At 68.9% G+C, this 18,882-nt stretch carries 20 protein-coding genes; 6 read left to right on the forward strand and 14 right to left on the reverse strand.

From position 1 onward, the window contains the following. Window positions 1-146: 146 nt before the first annotated feature. Window positions 147-656 carry a hypothetical protein gene (locus tag BM070_RS10885; protein ID WP_059400442.1) on the reverse strand — a complete coding sequence of 170 codons (510 nt, stop codon included), beginning with the start codon at window positions 654-656 and terminating at the stop codon, window positions 147-149. Window positions 657-897: 241 nt separating this feature from the next. On the opposite strand from BM070_RS10885, the gene BM070_RS10890 reads away from it, so the two are divergent. Continuing rightward, window positions 898-1,248: an H-NS histone family protein gene (locus BM070_RS10890; protein WP_059400276.1), complete on the forward strand. Its 351-nt coding sequence runs from the start codon at window positions 898-900 to the stop codon at window positions 1,246-1,248. A 43-nt stretch (window positions 1,249-1,291) separates the two neighbouring features. On the opposite strand, the gene BM070_RS10895 is transcribed toward BM070_RS10890, so the two are convergent. The 5 genes from BM070_RS10895 to BM070_RS10915 form a co-directional block, all read right to left on the reverse strand. Continuing rightward, on the reverse strand, window positions 1,292-1,915 hold the full coding sequence (locus tag BM070_RS10895; RefSeq protein ID WP_059400277.1) for an IncC plasmid conjugative DNA transfer DtrJ family protein: 624 nt from the start codon (window positions 1,913-1,915) through the stop codon (window positions 1,292-1,294). Next, window positions 1,912-3,810 carry a conjugative transfer system coupling protein TraD gene (traD, locus tag BM070_RS10900; protein WP_059400278.1) on the reverse strand — a complete coding sequence of 633 codons (1,899 nt, stop codon included), beginning with the start codon at window positions 3,808-3,810 and terminating at the stop codon, window positions 1,912-1,914. Before traD ends, BM070_RS10895 begins: the two co-directional genes overlap by 4 nt. A gap of 1 nt (window position 3,811) precedes the next feature. Further along, a complete protein-coding gene (gene mobH / locus BM070_RS10905) occupies window positions 3,812-5,641 on the reverse strand; it encodes a MobH family relaxase (protein ID WP_082136756.1) in 1,830 nt (609 codons plus the stop codon). 96 nt (window positions 5,642-5,737) lie between these two features. After that, entirely contained in the window at window positions 5,738-6,367 is a 630-nt protein-coding gene (locus tag BM070_RS10910; protein WP_172739418.1) for a FlhC family transcriptional regulator, read from the reverse strand. Between the two features lie 25 nt (window positions 6,368-6,392). After that, complete coding sequence (locus BM070_RS10915; RefSeq protein ID WP_059400281.1) at window positions 6,393-6,725, reverse strand: hypothetical protein; 333 nt, start codon at window positions 6,723-6,725, stop codon at window positions 6,393-6,395. 266 nt (window positions 6,726-6,991) lie between these two features. On the opposite strand from BM070_RS10915, the gene BM070_RS10920 reads away from it, so the two are divergent. Next, window positions 6,992-7,750, forward strand: coding sequence for a S24 family peptidase (locus tag BM070_RS10920; protein WP_162015738.1), 759 nt, complete (start codon window positions 6,992-6,994; stop codon window positions 7,748-7,750). Window positions 7,751-7,826: 76 nt separating this feature from the next. Here the strand turns inward: BM070_RS10920 and BM070_RS10925 are convergent, their stop codons facing one another. The 5 genes from BM070_RS10925 to BM070_RS10945 form a co-directional block, all read right to left on the reverse strand. Next, window positions 7,827-8,888, reverse strand: a complete 1,062-nt coding sequence (locus BM070_RS10925) for a DUF932 domain-containing protein (RefSeq protein WP_059400283.1) — start codon at window positions 8,886-8,888, stop codon at window positions 7,827-7,829. Between the two features lie 312 nt (window positions 8,889-9,200). After that, the gene (locus BM070_RS10930) at window positions 9,201-10,217 is read right to left on the reverse strand and encodes a DUF7146 domain-containing protein (RefSeq protein ID WP_059400284.1); all 1,017 of its coding nucleotides are present in this window, start codon (window positions 10,215-10,217) and stop codon (window positions 9,201-9,203) included. A gap of 144 nt (window positions 10,218-10,361) precedes the next feature. Beyond that, window positions 10,362-10,670 (reverse strand): hypothetical protein, encoded by a 309-nt coding sequence (locus BM070_RS10935; RefSeq protein ID WP_059400285.1) that lies wholly within the window; start codon window positions 10,668-10,670, stop codon window positions 10,362-10,364. After that, window positions 10,667-10,879 carry a hypothetical protein gene (locus BM070_RS10940; protein ID WP_059400286.1) on the reverse strand — a complete coding sequence of 71 codons (213 nt, stop codon included), beginning with the start codon at window positions 10,877-10,879 and terminating at the stop codon, window positions 10,667-10,669. Before BM070_RS10940 ends, BM070_RS10935 begins: the two co-directional genes overlap by 4 nt. A 53-nt stretch (window positions 10,880-10,932) precedes the next feature. After that, entirely contained in the window at window positions 10,933-11,496 is a 564-nt protein-coding gene (locus tag BM070_RS10945; RefSeq protein ID WP_059400287.1) for a hypothetical protein, read from the reverse strand. Window positions 11,497-11,973: 477 nt separating this feature from the next. On the opposite strand from BM070_RS10945, the gene BM070_RS25125 reads away from it, so the two are divergent. Then, window positions 11,974-12,939: a DUF1845 domain-containing protein gene (locus BM070_RS25125; protein ID WP_242455310.1), complete on the forward strand. Its 966-nt coding sequence runs from the start codon at window positions 11,974-11,976 to the stop codon at window positions 12,937-12,939. A gap of 198 nt (window positions 12,940-13,137) precedes the next feature. On the opposite strand, the gene rbp is transcribed toward BM070_RS25125, so the two are convergent. Together rbp and BM070_RS25130 are read right to left on the reverse strand one after the other, a co-directional pair. Then, window positions 13,138-13,488, reverse strand: coding sequence for an RNA-binding regulator (gene rbp, locus BM070_RS10955; protein ID WP_059400288.1), 351 nt, complete (start codon window positions 13,486-13,488; stop codon window positions 13,138-13,140). A 111-nt stretch (window positions 13,489-13,599) separates the two neighbouring features. Next, window positions 13,600-13,809, reverse strand: a complete 210-nt coding sequence (locus BM070_RS25130) for a hypothetical protein (protein WP_082136757.1) — start codon at window positions 13,807-13,809, stop codon at window positions 13,600-13,602. An 818-nt stretch (window positions 13,810-14,627) separates the two neighbouring features. On the opposite strand from BM070_RS25130, the gene BM070_RS10965 reads away from it, so the two are divergent. After that, window positions 14,628-14,858, forward strand: coding sequence for a helix-turn-helix transcriptional regulator (locus BM070_RS10965; RefSeq protein WP_059400289.1), 231 nt, complete (start codon window positions 14,628-14,630; stop codon window positions 14,856-14,858). A 123-nt stretch (window positions 14,859-14,981) separates the two neighbouring features. Continuing rightward, the gene (locus tag BM070_RS10970) at window positions 14,982-15,914 is read left to right on the forward strand and encodes an inositol monophosphatase family protein (RefSeq protein WP_245785184.1); all 933 of its coding nucleotides are present in this window, start codon (window positions 14,982-14,984) and stop codon (window positions 15,912-15,914) included. A gap of 65 nt (window positions 15,915-15,979) precedes the next feature. Here the strand turns inward: BM070_RS10970 and BM070_RS10975 are convergent, their stop codons facing one another. Further along, a complete protein-coding gene (locus tag BM070_RS10975; protein WP_059400291.1) occupies window positions 15,980-16,990 on the reverse strand; it encodes an AraC family transcriptional regulator in 1,011 nt (336 codons plus the stop codon). A 694-nt stretch (window positions 16,991-17,684) separates the two neighbouring features. On the opposite strand from BM070_RS10975, the gene BM070_RS10980 reads away from it, so the two are divergent. Beyond that, the gene (locus BM070_RS10980; RefSeq protein WP_082136759.1) at window positions 17,685-18,839 is read left to right on the forward strand and encodes an acyl-CoA dehydrogenase family protein; all 1,155 of its coding nucleotides are present in this window, start codon (window positions 17,685-17,687) and stop codon (window positions 18,837-18,839) included. Window positions 18,840-18,882 lie beyond the last annotated feature (43 nt).

The raw sequence follows: 18,882 nt of genomic DNA on the forward strand, positions 1-18,882 counted from the left end.
GTCCGCGCCCCGGGAACCGGAGGCGGAGGCGCGACCGGCGGGGCCGGGCAAGGTCGGATGCGGGTGGTCAGGATGCGGCGGTGCAGCCTGGCGGAGGGTCGGGCCGGCGGCGGGTCGCGCAGCCGGTCGGGGTCGGTGGCGCGGGGTCAGCGCTCTGCGTGTGCGGCGTGGGCCGAGGCCCCGCTCGCGCGCTCGGCCATGTTCAACCGGGCCTGGCGCAGAAGTCGGGCGCCGCTTTCATCGATGCGGCGTGCCTGCGCGACGCAGGCGGTGGTGAGCTGGTCGAGCTGGAAGTTCGGGTTCGGATGGCGGTTCGCCGGTGAGCGCTGCAGCTCGCGCAACTGCTCGTACTGCGCGCGCCACATCGATTCGCGCCGGCGCGCCGTGGTGGGAGGACGCAGGACCAGCTGGGTGCCCAGGAACCGGAAGACCTCCTGCTGGTCTGCCGAATTGGCCAGGCTCAACGAGACGGCGGCGCTGATCAGATCGGGGAAGCGGAAGGTGGGGCAGACGTTCGCCGCACTCTTGAGGATGCTGTACAGCCACGCGTATTCCTCGAGCCACAGCCTCGCCTCGACTATGGTGTCGGCGGGCGCCTGCGGGTTGGCAGGGCGGTGCTGGATCGGTTCGTCGCGCGATGACAGGGCATGGTCCATCTCGATCTCCTGAGCGTTGGCGCGGTCCTGGGACCGCGGCCGCATCGAACACAACTCGGTGCCATGAGCGTACGGGCGGCGGTCCATGCTGTCGCCCTGGAATGCGATGGATATGGGGGGGATTTCGGCGACAGCTCTCGGCAAGCGCGCTCGGACGTTGCCTTGGCGCCGCGCCAGCCCTGGGCTTGCGCGAGAGAGCCGCTAGCATTGGCACATCACAACCTGACTGGGAACGCTCTACATGGCCAAGAACGCTGCACGCACCTATGCCGACATCACCAAAGAGATCGAGTTGCTCCAGAAGGAAGCGCAGGACCTGCGCAAGAAGGAGGTCGCGGAGGTCGTGGCGCGCATCAATGAAGCGATAGCGCACTATGGCCTGCGCCCCAGCGATCTCAAGTTCGGTGGGCAACGCCCGAACGTCAAGGCCCAGGTCGCCGGCACCGCGAAGAAGGCGCCGGACAAGCGCAAGGCGCTGGCAGCGAAATACCGGGACGACAAGGGCAATGCCTGGACCGGCCGCGGGCCGCGTCCGCGCTGGCTGCGCGATGCCCTGGAGCAGGGCAAGGTGCTGGAGGACTTCGCGGTCTGAGGCCTGGAGGAACGGTGCTGGACTTCGGCTGCGCATCCGCCGGTCATGACCGGCGGTGGAAGTGCGCGATCGCGCGGGTGGCCAGGGCGCACACCAGAACGGGCGCTGCGGCCCAGGCGGCCGGATGCAGCGTCCAGGGCCAGACCATCGCCAGCACGCTCGCGCACAGCGTGAAGATCGCGGCGCTCACGCACAGGGCGAACATCTCCGGGTCGTGCTGCCGGAACTCCCTGGACTTGACGGCGCGCTCGAGGAAGGCGTCGGTGGCCAGCGCCAACGCGAGGAGCCAGTACTTGGGCAGCCACTCCAGCAGCATCGCGAGGCGGTAGGAGGCCAGAACGAGCAGCGCGTCGATGGAGCGGAAGTAAGGGTTGTTGAACAGCCGCTGGTTCACCCGCGCCATCTCCCGCCCGACGGCCTGGTCCACGCCCGTGTGCGCGGGGGCGCTTGACGCGGCGGGAACCGGCGAGGCGGCGGCGGCATCGGCCTGCAGCTCCATCATCCTGTCCAGCATGCGCTCGGCCGTGTCGGCTCCCCAGAAGTCGCTGTTTTGCTGATGCTCCTGGCGTAGCTGCTGCATGAAGCGCTCGGGCGGCTGTGCTGAGGGCAGGTACAGGACCAGCAGCAACAGTGCCGTCAGCGAGGCGATGGTGACGACGCGGATCATGATGGCCGTGCGCTACCGCGCCCGTGGTCGGGGTCGATGATCTGGAAGCGCCCCTTGATGCGCCTGCCGCCGGAGACGGATGCGAAGTAGTGCAGATTGGGCAGCTTGCCCAGGATGTCCGCCGGCACGGCTTCTTCCTGGGTCTCGGTGATCTGCGTCGAGTAGGACGACGAGAAGTCGCCGAGGTGTGCGTCGGCACCGTGGTTGAGGCCGACACGAACGGTATGGATGGCCGTGCGGCCGAAGGTCTCGACCACGAACTCCTGGGTCGGGCCGTCCTTGGTGCGCAGCGCGATCAGATTGTTGAGGTTGCCGAGCACCATGCGCGCCGCGTCCTCGCTCCCGAGGCGCCGCGCCAGGTCCGCCAGCGTCTGCATCGCGCAGGTGGTGTAGATGCCTCCCTCGGCGCCCTTGTTGAGAATCTCGATCAGGGGGAGGTTGATCACGTTGGAGACTTCGTCCACGAACAGCGAGATGCGCCGGTAGGCGCCCAGGTTGTAGCGCATGCCGGCGCGCGCGGCGAGGTCCGCGAGCGCGAGCGCTCCGATCGCCGACGCCACGGAGGGATCGGGCAGCGAGTCCACGCACATGTACAGCACGTGGCCCGCCTGCTCGATCTTCTCGAGGTTCATGATGGGGCGCGTGTCGTCGGCATCGAAGGGATCGGGCGAGAGGGTCTTGCCGAGGTCGCCCGAGGTGAGCATGGACAGCACCGGCAGCAGGTTGGCCGTGATCTTCTGGTAGTGCTCGCGGTCGTGCCTGAAGGTCCGCACCTGCGCGTCGATGGTCTTCGTGCGCTGCGCCTCCGGGACATGGTGCTCGTAGTACGAGACAAGCCCGAGCAGTTCGTTGCTCGATGCCTCGGAGGGACGGCGGATGTTCCCGCGCTGCGCGTCGTGCAGCAGCTTCTTCATCTCGGGCACTTCGCGCCAGCCGGGCCCCAGCATGGCGGCATAGTGCCGGCGCAGCGTTGCCTCCAGGATCGGCTCGATGCCGCCCTCGATGTAGCGCGTGAGCTTGAGCAGGTTGGGGCGCTCCTCCAACTCCACGAGGCCCTGGACGACCACGTTCACTGCGTCCCAGCCGAAGGCGCTGAAGGCACCGGCCGTGTCCGGCGGCATGATGGACTGGATGCGGGAGGCGACCTCGCTGGGCTTTTGCCAGTTGAAGGTGAAGTCGATGCGAATCCCCGTCTCGGGGAAGGCGGGATGGAATTCCAGGAAGGTGTCGGGCTCGCGATAGCGCTCGCAGGCCCATTTGACGACGCGCTTGAGGCGGTGGCTGTTCTTGGGGTCGATGACGATGACGACATCGCCGCGCCGCACCGCCTGGGTGATGAGGTTGGCGAGCGCGACGCCTTTGCCGGCCTGCGTCGTCCCGACGAGCAGGGTGCCCCCCTCCATGTTCTGCAGTGGCCGGTACAGCGGCCGCTCCTGCGGCTCGACGCCGTGGATGTACGGCAGGCCGATCTCGGCGTCCGGCTGGGGATCGACGCGGTATCCCAGCAGCTTCAGCAGGGCGGGCGGGACCAGATAGTCCCGGTAGTCGATCTTCGCGAGTTCGTACAGGCGTTGGGAATGGACAGGCTGCCACTCGAAGCCCTGGCCGATGTAGACGCTGTCGGGTCCTGCGAGCAGCCTTTCCAGCTGGGCGGGGACGATGACTTCCATCGCGTGGCCGGAAAGGGAAGCACGGACGACGAGCACGCGCAGGGCCTGCGCCGTTCTGGCAAGCGCGGCGAGAAGGCAGGCGATCGCCATCGGCGCCGCCAGCAGCCATGGCAGCGCCCGTACCGCGGCCTCGAACAGGGTCACGGCGAACGCCAGGTACCACGCCAGGCACGCATAGCCCTCGTAGGCGCGCCGCCAGGGCATCTCGTAGCGGCGTACGAGCATCTCAGCGATTCCCGCTGCCTGCGTCCGCCGCGGGCTCCATTCCCGAGACGAAGGGCGGCGCGATGGTCAGGCCCAGGCATGCCTCGCCGCCGAACACCCAGGTCGAGGTGGGCGCCGGTCCGTCGCCGCCGCCCGCCAGCATGCGTGCTTCGCGCAGCGCGCGCAGCGCCAGCGACGGCTCGACATGTCGGCGTTCGAATTCCGCGAGCGCCACGAACAGGCCGGCGGGCGTCGCTGCGGCCATCGGAGCGGCGCTGCCGGTGTTCAGGGCGTCGACGATGTCGACGAGGGCCGCGCGCACGTGCGGAGCCAGGCGCATCGGGGCGTGCAAGGCCAGGGAGGGCGCGACGGGAGGGTCCGCTTGCGCCGCGGAGGAGGCGTCGCTCGCAGATGCGCCCTGGACGGTCGACTGGGGGCCCCCGGTGTCCGCCGCCCGTTCGCCGGTCTCGGGCGCTGGCGTCCCTGGGCCTGCGGCGCCGAGGGCGCTGACCGGCAACTCGAGCTGGTGCGGCTCGGCCCTTGGAGACGCCGCGGGTAGCGGGCCGGGCGCGCGGGAATGCGCGGGCGTGGGCGTGGGCGTGGGCGCGGCACTGCCCTCCGGGGCGGCCCCGAGCTCGGCGGCGAGCGCGTCTGCCAGCGGTTCGGGCCTGGGTTCGAGGCCGGCCAGCACGGCAGCGGCCGCGGCGAGCTTGACCGCTTCCAGCGGTGTCTTGGCGCCGGGGGGCGCGATCGTCCAGAGCGGCTTGCCGTCGGCGCGCGTTTCGAAGACGCCTGCGCCGAGCAGCACCTCCAGCATCGTCTCGGGCGCCTTCGGGACGCCTGGCAGTTGGTCGGCTTCGAGCAGCTTGCGGACGTCAGCGGCCGCGTTCGGCCAGACGAGGAACAGCCCGTCGCGGCCGTACCAGACGCGGGAACGCTCGCTGTTCGGCAGCCAGGCGGGATGGGTCGCAACGAGGCGGCGCAGCGCATCCACGAGATAGCGCTCCAGGTGCGATCCGAGCTGGGGCTTGCCGTAGCGGTCGGCGCTGGCCTTGAGGAACCGGTCGATGACCAGGGCCGCGGAGCGGCGGACCAGCTCGGCCAGGATGTTGTGCTCGCGGTACAGCGGCATCCCCGACAGGCTTGCCATCATGTGCGGGACCACCACCGTGTTGCCCTGGGCCAGATGCTGCAGCGTCTCCACCGGCACGATCTGGGGCAGGACGAACAGCGAGAGGCCGGGGCTGTCGGGGGCGTTCGGGATCCACTTGAGGTAGTAGCGCGTCACGGCATGCTGCGACAGCCACGGGTGCAGGCCGAGCAGATAGGGCTGCCACTCGCTGCCCGCGTGGTCGGTCACGATCACCTGGCCCAGCGTGCGGTGGACTTCAGCGCACAGGCCTGCGATGAACGTGGCCAGGCGCCAGCGCGGCTCCAGGTGCCGGCGCGTCGTGATCGTGGCCCGGCCCGAGAAGATGTGTGCGTCCGTTCCCTGGAGCGCGAAGAAGGCCGTTTCCAGTCCCACTTGCAGAAGGCCGCCCGGCACATTGAAGTAGTTGGCGGGCGTGGCTGGCAGTAGGTGCACGAACGCCGCATAGCGGCGCACGAGCGGCAGCACATCGCGCTCGAAGGTCGGGCGATCGGTGCCGTAGCAGATCTTGATGCGCGACAGCAGATTCGCGTGCGCCGCCAGCAGTTCGTCGAGTCCAAGCGCCGGGAAGCCCGGATCCACCGCGGGGTAGGCGAAGGCGGCTGGCGCCTGCGGTGGCACGGCTGCGGGACTCTCCGGCGCGGCATCGCCGGGCTGCCCCGCAGGGGCTTCTCTTGGTGGAAATGCGTCGACGGGCTGCATGGCCGGTCCTCCGTCCGTGTGCGTGTCCTTCCTCTGTACGGGGGTGGTGCCGGCAACCGGCGAGGTGGGCGCGCGGGCGGATCCGCCGCGGCAGGGTCAGTCGCGCGAGGTGTGCAGCCGTGCGTTCGGAGCGAGGCGCCACTGCAGGCAGGCCGGGTCCGGCAGCGGTGGCGTGGGAAAGCTCATCTGCACCCGCGGGTCGCGGGGAAAGCGGACCATCAGCTTGCAGAAGGGGCAGTTGCCGGCCGCGTGCGCGGCGGCGCCCGCCTCGGCAAGGTGTTCGCTGCCGCAGACGGCACAGGTGACCAGGGAGAAGCAGACCTCCTTGGCATTCCAGATGCCGTCGAGGTGCCGCGCCAGGTCGAAAGCCCGATCGAAGCTGAGCCGGGGCGTGCGCCGGCAGATGCCGCGATAGTGGCGGTACGCGCCCAGCAACGCCTGGGCCGGGTCGAAGTCGAGGCCGCGCAGGCGCCGGTAGAGGCTTGCGAAGACCGATGCCTCCGTGCGGTCCAGCAGCGTGCCGCCGTGGTACCACTCCGGCGTCTCGGGCGAGCGCCCGCGCGGCGGCACGCAGTGGTCGGCATGGAGCAGGCGCAGGATCTGGCGCTGGTGGAGTCCGCTCACGATCTCGATCGTGCGCAGGCGCGCGCCGAGCTGCGCGCATTCCCTGGCGAGCCCGAGCCGCTGGAGCTGGCGCTCCGCGTGGCGTACCGGAGCGGTCGGCAAGGGGGGCGGCGGCACCATGTCGCAGTCACATGCAGGGCGCCTGCTCGGCGGCCGCCACCGGAGCAGCGGGCAGGATCGGCGCAGGCGGATGGACGGCGCAGAGGGCGCCGGCGAGTGGCAGGGGCGAGCGCAGAAGGGTGAACAGGTCGGCGCGCGGAGCGAACAGGGTCTCGTTGCCAACGTTGGCCACGATGGCGAGAATCTGTGTGCTGGACAGTGAGGCGAGGTATCGGGCGTCGGGCTCGCGCAGTCCAAACAGCCCGCAGGCCAGGGTGGGGTCGCGGCTGATGCTGTCGCGCATCGTCAGCAAGAGCGTGAGGTTGGAAAGCTGGACCTCCGAGAGATCGATGGCGACCATGGGTACCTCCTCCTTGGTGTGCCCCCTGGGGGCGAGGTGACGTGCCGTGCTCGGCGCCGATTGGCTGCAGGCAGGTTCGCGCCAGGTTCCGCCTGCATGCGCGTGCAGGCAGGTTAGAGCTTATGCTCTGAAGTGTGATTTTTTCAATAGAAATTGCTCTAAATTGTTTCGACAGGTACCGATGTGGCCTGGAAACCGGCAGATTCGGGGTGGCGGCGGACGATGGAGCGGTTGACGGTCACGAAATCGTGGCAAAGCTGGGTGGCATGGCAAAGAGCGAAATGAACAAGACATCGAGGACCAAATCCCGGGAACTGGAAGTGCAGGCAGCGGATGGGCGCGCCGACGAGGACGCGGCGCTGTCCGTCAGCCTGAAGGCCCGGCTGCTAGAGCGCCTGCGCGATGCCCGGATCCCGGAAGGGCACAAGCAGGCCGTGCACCTGGCGGAGATCACCGGCCGGGCCTACCAGACCACGCGCCGCTGGATCGACTGCACGGCGCCGGGATTGCCGGACCTCGCCTCTTTCAAGCTGCTGTGCACGGGCATGGACGGCGACCCCTCGTGGCTGTTGGGGCTGCTGGGCGAGAAGCGGTCCCTGCGCCAGGCCCTGGCCCCGACGGAACCCGCCGCCGCGCCGGACGGCGAGCCGGAGGAGTGGGTGCAGGATGTGGCGAGCGAGGTGCGCGACCAGATGTATGGCTGCTGCGCCAGGCGGATGCACGGCGACGATATGGAGCCGGACATCGCAGATGGCGACACGCTGTTCGTCGATTTCGCGGTCACCGAGTTCCGCGGCAACGGGAACTATCTGATCGCCTGCGACGGGCGCGAACTCGTGCGCACGCTCGAATACCGGCCGGGCACGGGCCTGGTGCTGGGCTGTGCCAACACCCGGTATCCGGAGACGGTCATCAAGGACGCCGCCGAAAGCACCCGGCGTCAGCTCAAGGTGCTCGGACGGGTCGAGGGCGTCATCCAGGTCCGCAAGTTCTGGAGGGGCTCGGCGCGGCAGGCGCCGCGCTGACCGCACACCGCCGACTGCGGCGAGGGGCCCCATCCCCGGGGCCGGGGATGGGGCCATGCCCGTGCGCCGCTGCGGTTCAGCTTGCTGCGGCGAGGCCTTCCCACTCGCGGGCCGGCAGCTCGATGAGCTTGCCCCCCAGTTCCTCGAACACGGTGGCCCGGTCGTAGTCCGGGATCTCCTGGCTGAAGTGCGTCACGGCATTCACCAGCCCGTAGCCGGAGAGCTCGCCGCCGCTGACCAGATGGCGCAGCACGCCGGCGCGCTCCCCATCGCTGAGCTCGTAGCGGTTGGCCAGCACCTGCACGCTCTTTGCGGGGTCGCCGCGCAGCTGGATGCCCTGGGTCCGTTGCATCTTGCGGGCCGCTTCCAGGAAGGTCGTTTCGGCCACCACGTCCTGGATGACGTCGCGCACCTTGAGGAAGAACGCCCGGTCGTCTGCGAGGAGCGTGTCTTCCTTGTAGACCTGGACGGCATTGTCCTCCGCGCCCAGTGCCCGCCCGATGTGGGTCTTGCGCAGCGCGCGCTCGGGAACGATCAGCCCGTTGCTGCACAGGACGCGGTACAGCAGCGGCTGCACCGACAGCGTGCCGTGCCCGACCTCGGAGTTGGTGATCGCGATGCCCGCCTGCACGATGTCGCCGGGTGCCATCGTGTAGGCCAGCGGCGGAACCACGACCTTGATGTACATCCTCGTGGGCGTGAGCTCCATCGACTCGAAGCGCACGTCGGGCAGGCCGCCCAGGATCGGGATCACCGCGTTGGCCAGGTCGTAGTTGTCCAACCGCCGGTAGCGGTCGGACAGGAAGGCGCGGGCCTGGCCATCCAGGGTTCGCACCATCTTGTGTCCTTCGTCGCACTGCAGCCAGGTGTTGACGTTGCGATCCAGCAGGTCCTGCTGCTCCGTGCGCATGCGCTCGAAGTACGCATAGGGAATGTTCAGCTTGCCGGCCAGTTGGCGGCGCGCGAGCTCGGTGACGGCGAAGCGGCCGCCATCGGGATGGTCGATGACCAGGCGCGTCTCGCCCTGTCCGTCGGTCTCGTGCCGCATCGCCGACGGGGGCAGCACCAGGTCCTTCTTGGTCTCGAGCTGGCGCGTCAGTTCGCGAGCAAGCTCCTCGAGGGTTCGTCCATTGCGCATTTGAATCTCCAAAGACAAATGCGGGGACGCGCCTCCCCTCGGGGAACGGTCCCCGCGGGGTGGTGAACGAAGCGGCGTTCGCCGCTTCACGGTGCGCGCGACGGATGCCGCGTGCCAACTCCAGGGCTGCCTTCGCCGCGCGATGCGCGGCTTGGTCTGGCAGCTACCAGCGGAGCGATGCTCCGGGAGATGCTCCAATGCCTTGTCGCTGACCTCGCCTGTGGCGAAAGTCACCGAGAAGGCGGGTCCGACCTCCGGTCGGACCCGTCCGGGATGGCCCGGGAAGGCGGCGCCTTCGCCGGGACCCCGCCGTCACGCGGCGCGTCTCATCTTTTGCACGATGGACCACCAGACCTCGGCCCAGTCGGCGCCCGGCTTGCGCGGGATGTGGACCTCGACCTCGCGCGCGGGGCCGTGCCGTGCCTCCTTGCGCAGGCGGCGCGCCAGGAAGTAGGAACTGGCCTCCCCGTCGAAGTCGGCGTCAGCGTCGTTGTCGCCGAAGATCAGCACCCGCCGCACGGTGTCCGGCAGCCAGATCCTCTCCAGGTTGCCCGCGCTCAGGCCGGGCCAGACCGGGATGTCCTTGAGCAGGTGCACCGCGATCGCGTTCTCGATGCCCTCGGTGAGGCCGAGCACCTCCGTGGGCTCGAACAGGCGGATGGCCGCGCCGTTGATGCCCGCGGTCAGGACCTTCTTGGCATCGGGCAGGGCCGCCTTGCGCCCGCCGCTCAGGTAGGTGCGGTGCAGCGACACCAGCTGGCCGTCCGGCCCGTCGATGCGCGCGAGCATCGCGGCGTACTCGGCCACGCGGCGGGTCTTGCCGTCGGCACCGCGCTCGTAGTAGCCCAGGCGCGGGTGGTAGCGCAGCGCGCTCGGATAGACGTCCATCCCGAGCCCGCGGCCGCAGAGATAGCGGTCCACCTCGTCGCCCCGCCGGATCTGCAGGCCTTCGTCCCAGATGCGGCGCGCGAGCAGCAGCATGCGCTCGGCGCCGGCCGGCTGCGCGTGGGACGCGGTCGCGGCGGGCAGGCCGCCGACGCACTCGTTGACCTTCTTGAGCGTGGTGACGAAGTCCCAGCCTTTGAGAGCCTGCAGCAGCTTGAAGCCACCGCCCGGCCCGCAAGAATCCCGGTTGCGGCAGTGGTAGTTGCCTTCGCCGTATCGGTCCGTGTACTGGAACCGGTCCGTGCCGCCGCACAGGGGGCACGGCAGGTTCTTGTGCTTGAGGATGCGCTCGTCCACGCCCAGGCAGCGCAGGATCTCGTCCCAGCGGCCGTGGGCGCGTGCCTTGACGTCCTCGATGCGCAGCTCGTATTCCGTCTCCGTCATGGCGACGTCCTGTGCGTTCCGGGCGGCCGCGCGCGTGCGGGCTGCCCAAGTGGTTCTATGCGATGCATGTTTTTCCTCCAATGGATGTGGCGCCCGCGCAGGCGGCCCCGGGGACCGGACCTCCCGCGCGGCAATGGCGCTGGCCTAACGGCCGATCTCGAACGTGAACAGCAGGCCGGCCTGCAGCGCCCGCGACACCGGGTGGTCCGGCCAGTCGGCGGCGCTCACGTACCGCGTGTCGGCAGCCATGGCCTCGCCGTCCTGCGAACGCAGCAGGTAGCCGCTGGGCCGCAGTGCGATGCGGTAGGACTGGATGCGCGAGCCGAGGACCACGAAGGTCCGGCCGGCGATGCCCGTGACGATCTCGCTTTCCTTGATGAGGAACTCGAGTTCCGCGGTGTCGCAGACCGGCACCAGCGGCCGGGAGCGCGCGAAGGTGGCTGCCTGTGTCATGGCTCCACCCCCTGTCCGGAGGTTTCCCTGGCGGGGAGGTCTGCGCACCGGCGCCGGGCCGGGCCCGCGCCGGGGAACGGCGCGGCAGCCGAGGCCGTGCACCGGGACTCGGCGCGGGCGGCCCGCGCTGCCTCGTCGTCCCATCGCGCGGCGACGCCGTAGGCGGCCAGCACGAGCACGAGGCACAGCATGATTTCGAATGAAGACATGGCATCTCCTTGGGTTGCGGAGCCCGCGTCCGCGGGCTCCAGGAAGAGGGGGATCAGGCGAAGAGGTCGCCCTGGAACGAGAGCCACTTGATCTGCTCGTTGATCCACTGGGGGTTCCGGGCGAGCCGAGCCTCGATCCAGCCCGGGTTGCTTGCGAACGCCTCCGCCACCCAGCGCGGGTAGCGTGCGAGCGACTCCATCAGCCACCCCTTCACGTTGCGCGCGATGTGATCGCGGATCTCCTCGCTGTCCACCCGGCCGCAATAGGCGATGGGCGAGAGCGGGCTGCAGCCCACCACGCGCAGGCAGTTGACGAACGAGAAGGGGAGGCGGTCCTTTTCCGGGTCGGTAAAGATCCAGCCCAGGGTCGCGAGCTTCTCGTCCAGCGGCGTTCTCGTGTTCGCCAGATCGCGCACGTCCTTGAGCAGGCGCCAATGGAGATACACGATCTCTTCCACCGTCCATTCGTGCGCGTCGTCGTCGCCGTCGGGATCGATGTCGGACCAGTCGGGCGCCCCGACGATCGAGGCACCCGCCAGCGCGGTGCTGGGGAGGATGTAGAAGACGTCCGCGGACGCTGGCGCGCGCGGGCGGCGGGATGCAATGCTTGTCGGCATGGCTGACTCCAGGAAGGGAGGAGGCAGCCCAATCCCCGTGAGGGGCGGGTGCCCCTCGGGGTGAATACTCTCGGCATGGCGCCGAGGCTCGCGGGTCAATGGACCCAGGCTGGTTTGTAGGTAGGCGGGTGATCCGCCGTGATCGGTGTGCCAGCTACCGGTCGGAAAGAGCTTTCGGCGCAAGGCCAGGCGCTTGCCTCGAAAGCCTGTTCCTGCCGGTGCCGCGGACGTGCGCGCGGCCAATGCTCCAGGGCTCGCAGTCGGGATCCGTCCGGTCGGGGTGTCCGCCGGGCCGGGCCCGCGGGCCAGCTACCGTTGGACAGCACCGTAGCGGGACGGCGGGGCGGGGTCAAGGCGCCCGGCGCCGCCCGCGCGGGCTGTCGCCGAAATGCGCCGGATTCGGGTTGGATTTCGGGTGGCGGCGCGCGCGGCGGGCGCCGAAGATCGGCCGCAGGAACCGAAGCACCGGAGGCGGCGATGGCTGATATCCAGATCGTGAAGACGGACCAGGGCGCGGTCAACGCCCGCATCCTGGCGCGGGAGGCCAAGGCCGACTTCCGCAGGGTCGAGGCGGCGAGCCTGAAGGTCCGCACGCATTTCACGAGCGCGGAGGCCAAGCGGTTGTTCGTGCGCATGTTCAACACGCTGCAGCTCAACGCCCACTTCATTTCCGTGATCGCGCGCACGCGCATCGACCACCAGGACGTCGAGAGGGAGGAGACCTCGCTGCGCGCCGACATCGACGCGGTCAAGAACAGGCTCAACCAGGCGCTCGACGGCGCGGAGGCCCTCTTCAAGGCCCATGGGATCAGCAGCTTCGCGACCTATGACACGCAGCCGCTGGAGATCGAGGTCGGCATCCTGTCCTCGAGCGGGCGGCGGTACCTCGAGGTGCTCAACCAGCTCGACCAGCTGATGCCCTTGCTGCAGACGCTGGAGATCCATGAGGTCATCAGCACCCAGGAGCTGGACATCCAGCGCGCCGCGCTGAAGCGCCAGATCAAGGACATCGCCAATTCGGCGCGCCGGCAGGCCACCGGTCTGCGCAGGCGCATGAATGCAATGGGGGCGCGTGATGGAGATCTGGGCGAGGTGGCCCCTCGGCCGGTTGCGCCAGCGGCCGGCGAACCGCGCATGGACGATGCCGCCGCGCTCGACGTCGGCAATGCCAGCCAGTCCGGGGGCGAGCCCGATCCCATCCTCCCGGCGGCGGAACCAGGGAGCGGGGCTGACGCTGCGCACGAGGCCATGGAGCACGCCATGGGTCCGTCCGTACTCAAGCGTGTGCGCCGCAAGCCGGCAGCCCCGGAAGCGAACGGGGAGGCTGGCAGTCAGCCCGGCGCCCAGCCGGGGGGCGACACGGCTGCCCTATCGGGTACCCCGCCGACTGCGGACGCAGGCGCGCCGGTGGATCCCCCGGCCGAGGTGGTGCCGCGGGAATAGTGCAGCGATCACGAACGGCAACGAGGCGGCGCAATCGCGTCCGCATCGCCGCGGACAAGCGCGCAGACCCTTGAAGGGACCGAACGAGGATGGGGCACAGCGCCATCGGCCCAGAGGCTGGGCGGCGGTCCACAGCGGGCCGGTGGAGGCGAAAAAAACCGGCCCAGATGGGCCGGTCTTTCTGCGGTGCGGCTGGGTTCAGTAGCGACCACCGCCGTAGCCGCCATCGCCGTAGCCGACATCCGAACGGCCGGCTGCACGGTAGCCCTGGGCACCATGGCCACCCGCACCACGACCCTCTTCGCGGGGGCGAGCCAGGTTGACGACGATCGAGCGTCCATCGACGGACCTGCCGTGCAAAGCGCTGATGGCGGCCTGGGCGTTCTCGGCGGAAGCCATCTCGACAAAGCCGAAGCCCTTGGAACGGCCGGTCTCACGGTCCGTCATGACCTTGGCGGAGGCGACGCTGCCGAACTCGGCAAAGTTGCTCTGCAGGCTGGAATCGGTGACGGAGTAGGGGAGGTTGCCTACATAGATCTTGCTGGACATGGAAAAGCCTTTATTCATGGGGCGCGCGCAAGGGCGCGCCGTTTGCGCTAGGGATGTGCATGTGGAGGCCACATGCGGACGGATGGAAGGGACGCGGTGGGGCGCAGTTGCTCAGCACGCCGGAGGGTGCTGCATGCACGTTTGCAGCCAGCCTTGGGTGACTGCGAAGATTCGCGCGGCTTCGCGAGAGGCAAAGGCTCTGTCAAAGCGGAACACTCGACAGTAGCTGCCGTTGCCTTGAGAGCGTTGGACCGAGACGGAGGCGCGGAAGCGGCCACAGTCGGTCTGGTGTGTCGCGGGCGAAACGACGTACTTGCCCATGGGAATGGCGGTATTTGGAATCGGGTTCAGTCGGCAACGCAGGCTGGAATGGACCTGCATGAGCATGGAGAAACGGGATAGGCTGCAGCTCTACAGACCCACCGGGCGGCAATAGCCGCAAAAGCTAGCCGCGCGGGACGATGTGGCGCCTTCGGCGGGCGTTGTCGTGGCTGCTGGGAACAGCCAGTTGAACTGGTTTGAGTATATCTCGATTCGTATGGACGAGAAGCTTGATATTCTTTTTGGTTTTATAAAAGCCCTGCCGCACCGATGCGCTCGGATTCCTTCGGCTCCGCGCGCGAGATGCCTGCCGCCGCTGTCTTTCGAGCCTGCCGCATTCTCCCCAGGCGAGGGCGAGGGAACGACTGCGCCGACACGAGACAAGGTCCGCTGCGGGAAGTCACTCCGACTTGTCTCCCGCGGCGTGGCATTCGGTGCTAGGACGTGGCGCCGCGGCCCGGCACCCTATGCCTCTTGGCGCAGGCGCGATATGGTTCCGGCAGCCCGCATGCGCCCGTGTTCTCCGCGGTGACTTCGGGCGGGGACAGCTGGATCTCCTCGACCCTCCAGCCCTGGAGCTGCTTGCGAATTCTCTTCCTCGCGCCTGCCCGCCGCCGGATGGTCTGCCGTCGCTCGCCGCGGTGACCAGAGGCGTCCGCCGAGCGCGGCCATGAACTTGTCGATCGCCACACCGTCCAGGGGACGTCCACGGTGTGCGCCAGCGTGTTGCGTCCCTAGCGTGGGTGTCATCCTGACCTAGCCCCACGTGAACGAGCGGGTCGGCCACCGACCGGCCTTGCCGGTGTAGGAGTCGAACCATGACCTACCCATCCGAACGTCCTGCCGTGCTGCCCGAGACGGGGTTTCTGCGCGAACGCCAGGTGCTGGTGTTCGTGCCCATCTCGAAGTCGACCCTGTGGCGCCGCGTCGACAGCGGCAGCTTCCCTGCGCCCGTGAAGCTGTCGCCCCGGGTCACCGCGTGGCGGGCCGAGGACGTGCGCCGCTGGATCGCGGACCAAGGAAGCCAGCATCCGCGCTCCCCGGCGTAGCGTCCCGCGAGCGCACGGCGCCGGTCGACCGCGAAGGAGCGGCCTGCGCGCGCATGCGCTCGGGTGGATCCGGAGGCACAGGTGCCCCGCCGTCCCGCACGTACGCGGCATCGCCATGGAAGCGTGGCCTGGCCCCGCTGCGCGCGCGGCCGCAAGGAAGGGACCCGCTGCACGCATTGCCGCTGCCCGTGCGGGGCCAACACTGAAACGCCGCAAGGAGGCTGGCATATGGCGTTTTCGATGGATGACCTGTTATGGATGGGCAAGGTGCTGCAGGCGGCGGGACAGGCCGAGCTGATGCCGCGCTTCAACCGCCTCGCGCCGGACCAGATAGCGCGCAAGACCTCGGCATTCGACGTGGTCACGCTGGCGGATGAACGCTCCGAGGCGGCGATCGCCAGCGACCTGGCGCGCCGGTTCCCGGGCGCGCTCATCGTGGGCGAGGAAGCGGCCGGCCGCGACCCGGAACTGCTGGAGCGCATCGGCGGCCGCGACCTGGCCTTCGTGGTCGATCCGCTCGACGGCACCCGCAATTTCGCCAGCGGTCTTCCGCTGTTCGGCGTCATGGCCGCTGCGGTGGTGCGCGGAGAGATCATGGCCGGCGCGATCCACGATCCGGTGACCGGCAGCACGGCCTACGCGTTCAGGAGCGGCGGCGCATGGCTCGAACATGAAGGCGGCGGGCGCCGCATCGATCTGCGGGTGGCTGCACCGGTGCCCCCGGACCAGATGGACGGCGTCATCGGCACCAACTTCCTGCCCGAGCCGCTGCGCACGCGCGTGAACCAGCGCCTGTCCTCGCTGTCGACCACCTGCTGGCTGCGTTGCGCGGCGCACGAGTACCGGCTTGCGGCGGCCGGGCAGGTCCACGCGCTGTTCTACAACAAGCTGATGCCCTGGGACCACGCCGCGGGCTGGCTGCTGCACCGCGAAGCCGGCGGGCACAGCGCGCATTTCGATGGCTCGCCTTTTCTCCCCGCGCACATGTCAGGCGGGCTGATCTGCGCGCCCGATGCGCGGAGCTGGCGGGACCTGAAGGCGGCGCTGCTGGATTGAGCAGGACGGGGTGGGCTGGGCCTCTCGCGGCCCGGCCGCCGCCGGGGCTGGCACGCGCCCGCCCGTCAGCGAATGGAGCGGCGCAGCGTCTGGGACGGCGCTTCGCCGAACTTGTGCTTGTAGGCGGCGGTGAAGTGGCCCAGGTGCGTGAATCCCCAGCGCATCGCCACCCCGGTGACCGTCTCGTCGCGGGAAGCCCCCTCGAGCAGTTCGGCGCGAACGCGTTGGAGGCGGATCGACTTCAGGAACGCCGCGGGGCTCGTGTCGCGGAAATTCTTGAAGCCGGAATAGAGAGCGCTGATGCTCACGCCCGCGTGTTCCGCGACGTCCGCGATGCTGACCTGCTCGCCTGCATGGGCGTGGATGTACTCCTCGGCGCGGCGCACGTAGTAGGGGGCCATCGGCGGCGTCGGGCGCCGCAGTTCGTCGCTGAGGCTGTTCGACTGTCCGAACAGCAGGGCGCTGACCAGCATCTGCTCCAGGTTGGATCGCGCCGCCGGCGACGCCAGCATGCCGCTGTCGTGGGCCGCCTCGCTCACCAGAAGCTCGATCAGGCGGCGCCAGGGCTCGATCTGGGAACCATCGAGCGCCATCCTGGGGGCGAACTTCACCGGCTTCGACAGGTCCCGTCCGAGATGCTGTCCGCAATGCCGCTCCAGCAGGGAGCGGTCGATCTGCACGATGATCTGGTCGCACCCCTTGTGCCCCAGCAGGTGCAGCGGCTCGGTGGGCGTGACCACGGTGCCCACGCCCGGGCTGGAATCGACGGTGGTGTCTCCGCAGCGCACGACGCACGAGCCCGAGATCGGCATCTGAACCAGGTAGGCGTTCTCCATGCGTCCGGGGCGGACCTCCACGGCGGCGCCGTAGCTGAGGCGGTGCAGCGAAATCGATCCCAGCGTGACGCGGTACATGCGCGTGTCCACGGCGTCCCCGGTGTCCAGGACCCGGAGCTCGTGCGGCGAAAGCACCTCGCCGACGCGGCTGCGGGCCTCGTCGGGGTCGTGCGTTTGAAACAGCTGGCGCGACAGCAGTGCCTGGGACCGGAAGGTCTCCGCAAACCCGGAACTTGGCATCCCTTGTCTCCTTGTCGGTCGACCCGTGCGGCGCATCGACGCGCGTCCGGGCATCTTCTCGTCAGCACCTTCCGCCCGCCGGCTGCCTTGCGTGGCTCGCCCAAGGCACCGGCTTCAATGCAGGCGAACCCAAAAAAATGATCATGATTGAAAATGATCTAGCTCATATCAATCCAAAATACCATGAAGCGCGGGGAAGTGGCATCGGGACATCCCGCAGCCCCCGAGGGGGCGGTTGCCGCAGCCCTGCCGGTAGTGAAGCCGGACTCCGCCCGCTTGTGGCGGCAGCGTGCCGGGCAAGGCACTCTCCGGCCGAGCGGGCGCCCGGGAAGGAGGAGGAGCCGCTGCGCGGCGGGTGCCCTGGCTTCCTGCCCGGATCGAGGCCCGACGCGCTCCGCGGCCGGCGCGCCCCGCGCGCTGGCACACGGCACATGCGATGTGCCATGGACGGGGCCGAGGAACCCGACACACATCAAGAAGATGTAGACCCGGGATAGCCGCTGCAAAAAGCGGATGGCGTGCTGGAGGGGGTGCTGAGATGCTATGCACCAAGAGACAACTCCGCTTGCGAAGGACCGGGCCGCGAAAGCAAAAGAGCCCGGCCGCGCATGACCTCACTCGGTCCTGAGTCCCGCCCGGCCCCGCCGCAGGCGGAGGAGTCTCCCGTACTCCACGTCCTTAGAAGGTGCCGAGAATGCCAAATACTGATTCCGAATTGATCCAGCGCGCGAGAGAGATCGCTCCGCGCATCCGAGCCCGTGCTGCCGAGGCGGCGGTCCGGCGCAAGCCGCACGACGATTCCATCCAGGAACTGATCGAGACGGGTATCGTGCAGATGTTCGTGCCCAAGCGCTGGGGCGGCGCCGAAGCGAGCCTGTCCACCGCGCTGGAGGTGATCGAGATCATCAGCGAGGCCTGCCCTTCGACGGGCTGGATCGCCGCCTTCTACATCATGCACAACATCTATGTGCCGAAGTTCCCGGAGCGGGCGCACGAGGAGCTGTTCGGGAAGAAGGGCTATGTGCTGCTGCCGGCGGCCTCGGCCCCCAACATGAAGGCGCGCAAGGTGGACGGCGGCTGGGAGTTGAGCGGGCGGGCGCTGTGGGGGTCGGGTGTGATGCATGCCGACTGGGTCATGATCGGCGGCATGGCCGAGGATGGCCAGCAGCGCGGCTTTCTGCTGCCCGTGGCGCAGGTCCAGGTCGAGGACAACTGGCACTTCGCCGGCATGTCGGGAACCGGCAGCAACGACTACGTCGCCACCAATGTGTTCGTGCCGGACCACCGTTCGGCCGCCATGGGCGAGTTCTACGAAGGTCCGACGGCGGGGTCCCGCCTTTACGACAACCCGCTGTACTCGATTCCCTTCTTCGTGCTGGTGTACTGCACCTTCGCTCCGGTGATCGTCGGGTGCCTGAAGGGGGCCTTGCGGGCCTACGAGGAAACCGTCGAGCGCCGGGTCCGCAACTTCACCGGGGCGGTGGTTAAGGAGCAGCAGCATGCCCAGATCATGCTGGGCGAGTTCCAGATCGCCACCCGTGCCGCCGACGAGCTGGCGCGTGCCGTCTACGGCCACGCCGCCGAGATCCTGGCCGGCCGTCCATTCACCGTGGACGAGCGTTTGAAGCTGAAGGGGCTGACGGCCTTCATCTCGAAGCACAGCCGGGAAACCGTGAACGCCATGATGGGCGCCTCGGGGGCGTCCAGCTTCCACAACGACCAGGCGCTGCAGCGCATCTGGCGTGATCTCAACACCGTGTCGGTCCATGCATTCGTCGACTGGGACGCGACCCGCGAACTGCACGGCAAACACCACCTCGGCCTGCCGCTGACCTACCCGCTCTTCTGAGCCCCGGGCGAGGGCGGGCGACCTTGCGGCGGGATGGCTCCGC

The organism is Paracidovorax wautersii (genome assembly GCF_900113035.1).
Lineage (GTDB): Bacteria > Pseudomonadota > Gammaproteobacteria > Burkholderiales > Burkholderiaceae_C > Paracidovorax > Paracidovorax wautersii.

Bases quoted from the DNA above. Each gene is read 5' to 3' on its own strand.
- BM070_RS10885 (WP_059400442.1), bottom strand. From the start codon at position 656: ATGGACCATGCCCTGTCATCGCGCGACGAACCGATCCAGCACCGCCCT.
- BM070_RS10890 (WP_059400276.1), top strand. From the start codon at position 898: ATGGCCAAGAACGCTGCACGCACCTATGCCGACATCACCAAAGAGATC.
- BM070_RS10895 (WP_059400277.1), bottom strand. From the start codon at position 1,915: ATGATCCGCGTCGTCACCATCGCCTCGCTGACGGCACTGTTGCTGCTG.
- traD (WP_059400278.1), bottom strand. From the start codon at position 3,810: ATGCTCGTACGCCGCTACGAGATGCCCTGGCGGCGCGCCTACGAGGGC.
- mobH (WP_082136756.1), bottom strand. From the start codon at position 5,641: ATGCAGCCCGTCGACGCATTTCCACCAAGAGAAGCCCCTGCGGGGCAG.
- BM070_RS10915 (WP_059400281.1), bottom strand. From the start codon at position 6,725: ATGGTCGCCATCGATCTCTCGGAGGTCCAGCTTTCCAACCTCACGCTC.
- BM070_RS10920 (WP_162015738.1), top strand. From the start codon at position 6,992: ATGGCAAAGAGCGAAATGAACAAGACATCGAGGACCAAATCCCGGGAA.
- BM070_RS10925 (WP_059400283.1), bottom strand. From the start codon at position 8,888: ATGCGCAATGGACGAACCCTCGAGGAGCTTGCTCGCGAACTGACGCGC.
- BM070_RS10930 (WP_059400284.1), bottom strand. From the start codon at position 10,217: ATGACGGAGACGGAATACGAGCTGCGCATCGAGGACGTCAAGGCACGC.
- BM070_RS10935 (WP_059400285.1), bottom strand. From the start codon at position 10,670: ATGACACAGGCAGCCACCTTCGCGCGCTCCCGGCCGCTGGTGCCGGTC.
- BM070_RS10940 (WP_059400286.1), bottom strand. From the start codon at position 10,879: ATGTCTTCATTCGAAATCATGCTGTGCCTCGTGCTCGTGCTGGCCGCC.
- BM070_RS10945 (WP_059400287.1), bottom strand. From the start codon at position 11,496: ATGCCGACAAGCATTGCATCCCGCCGCCCGCGCGCGCCAGCGTCCGCG.
- BM070_RS25125 (WP_242455310.1), top strand. From the start codon at position 11,974: ATGGCTGATATCCAGATCGTGAAGACGGACCAGGGCGCGGTCAACGCC.
- rbp (WP_059400288.1), bottom strand. From the start codon at position 13,488: ATGTCCAGCAAGATCTATGTAGGCAACCTCCCCTACTCCGTCACCGAT.
- BM070_RS25130 (WP_082136757.1), bottom strand. From the start codon at position 13,809: ATGGGCAAGTACGTCGTTTCGCCCGCGACACACCAGACCGACTGTGGC.
- BM070_RS10965 (WP_059400289.1), top strand. From the start codon at position 14,628: ATGACCTACCCATCCGAACGTCCTGCCGTGCTGCCCGAGACGGGGTTT.
- BM070_RS10975 (WP_059400291.1), bottom strand. From the start codon at position 16,990: ATGCCAAGTTCCGGGTTTGCGGAGACCTTCCGGTCCCAGGCACTGCTG.
- BM070_RS10980 (WP_082136759.1), top strand. From the start codon at position 17,685: ATGCCAAATACTGATTCCGAATTGATCCAGCGCGCGAGAGAGATCGCT.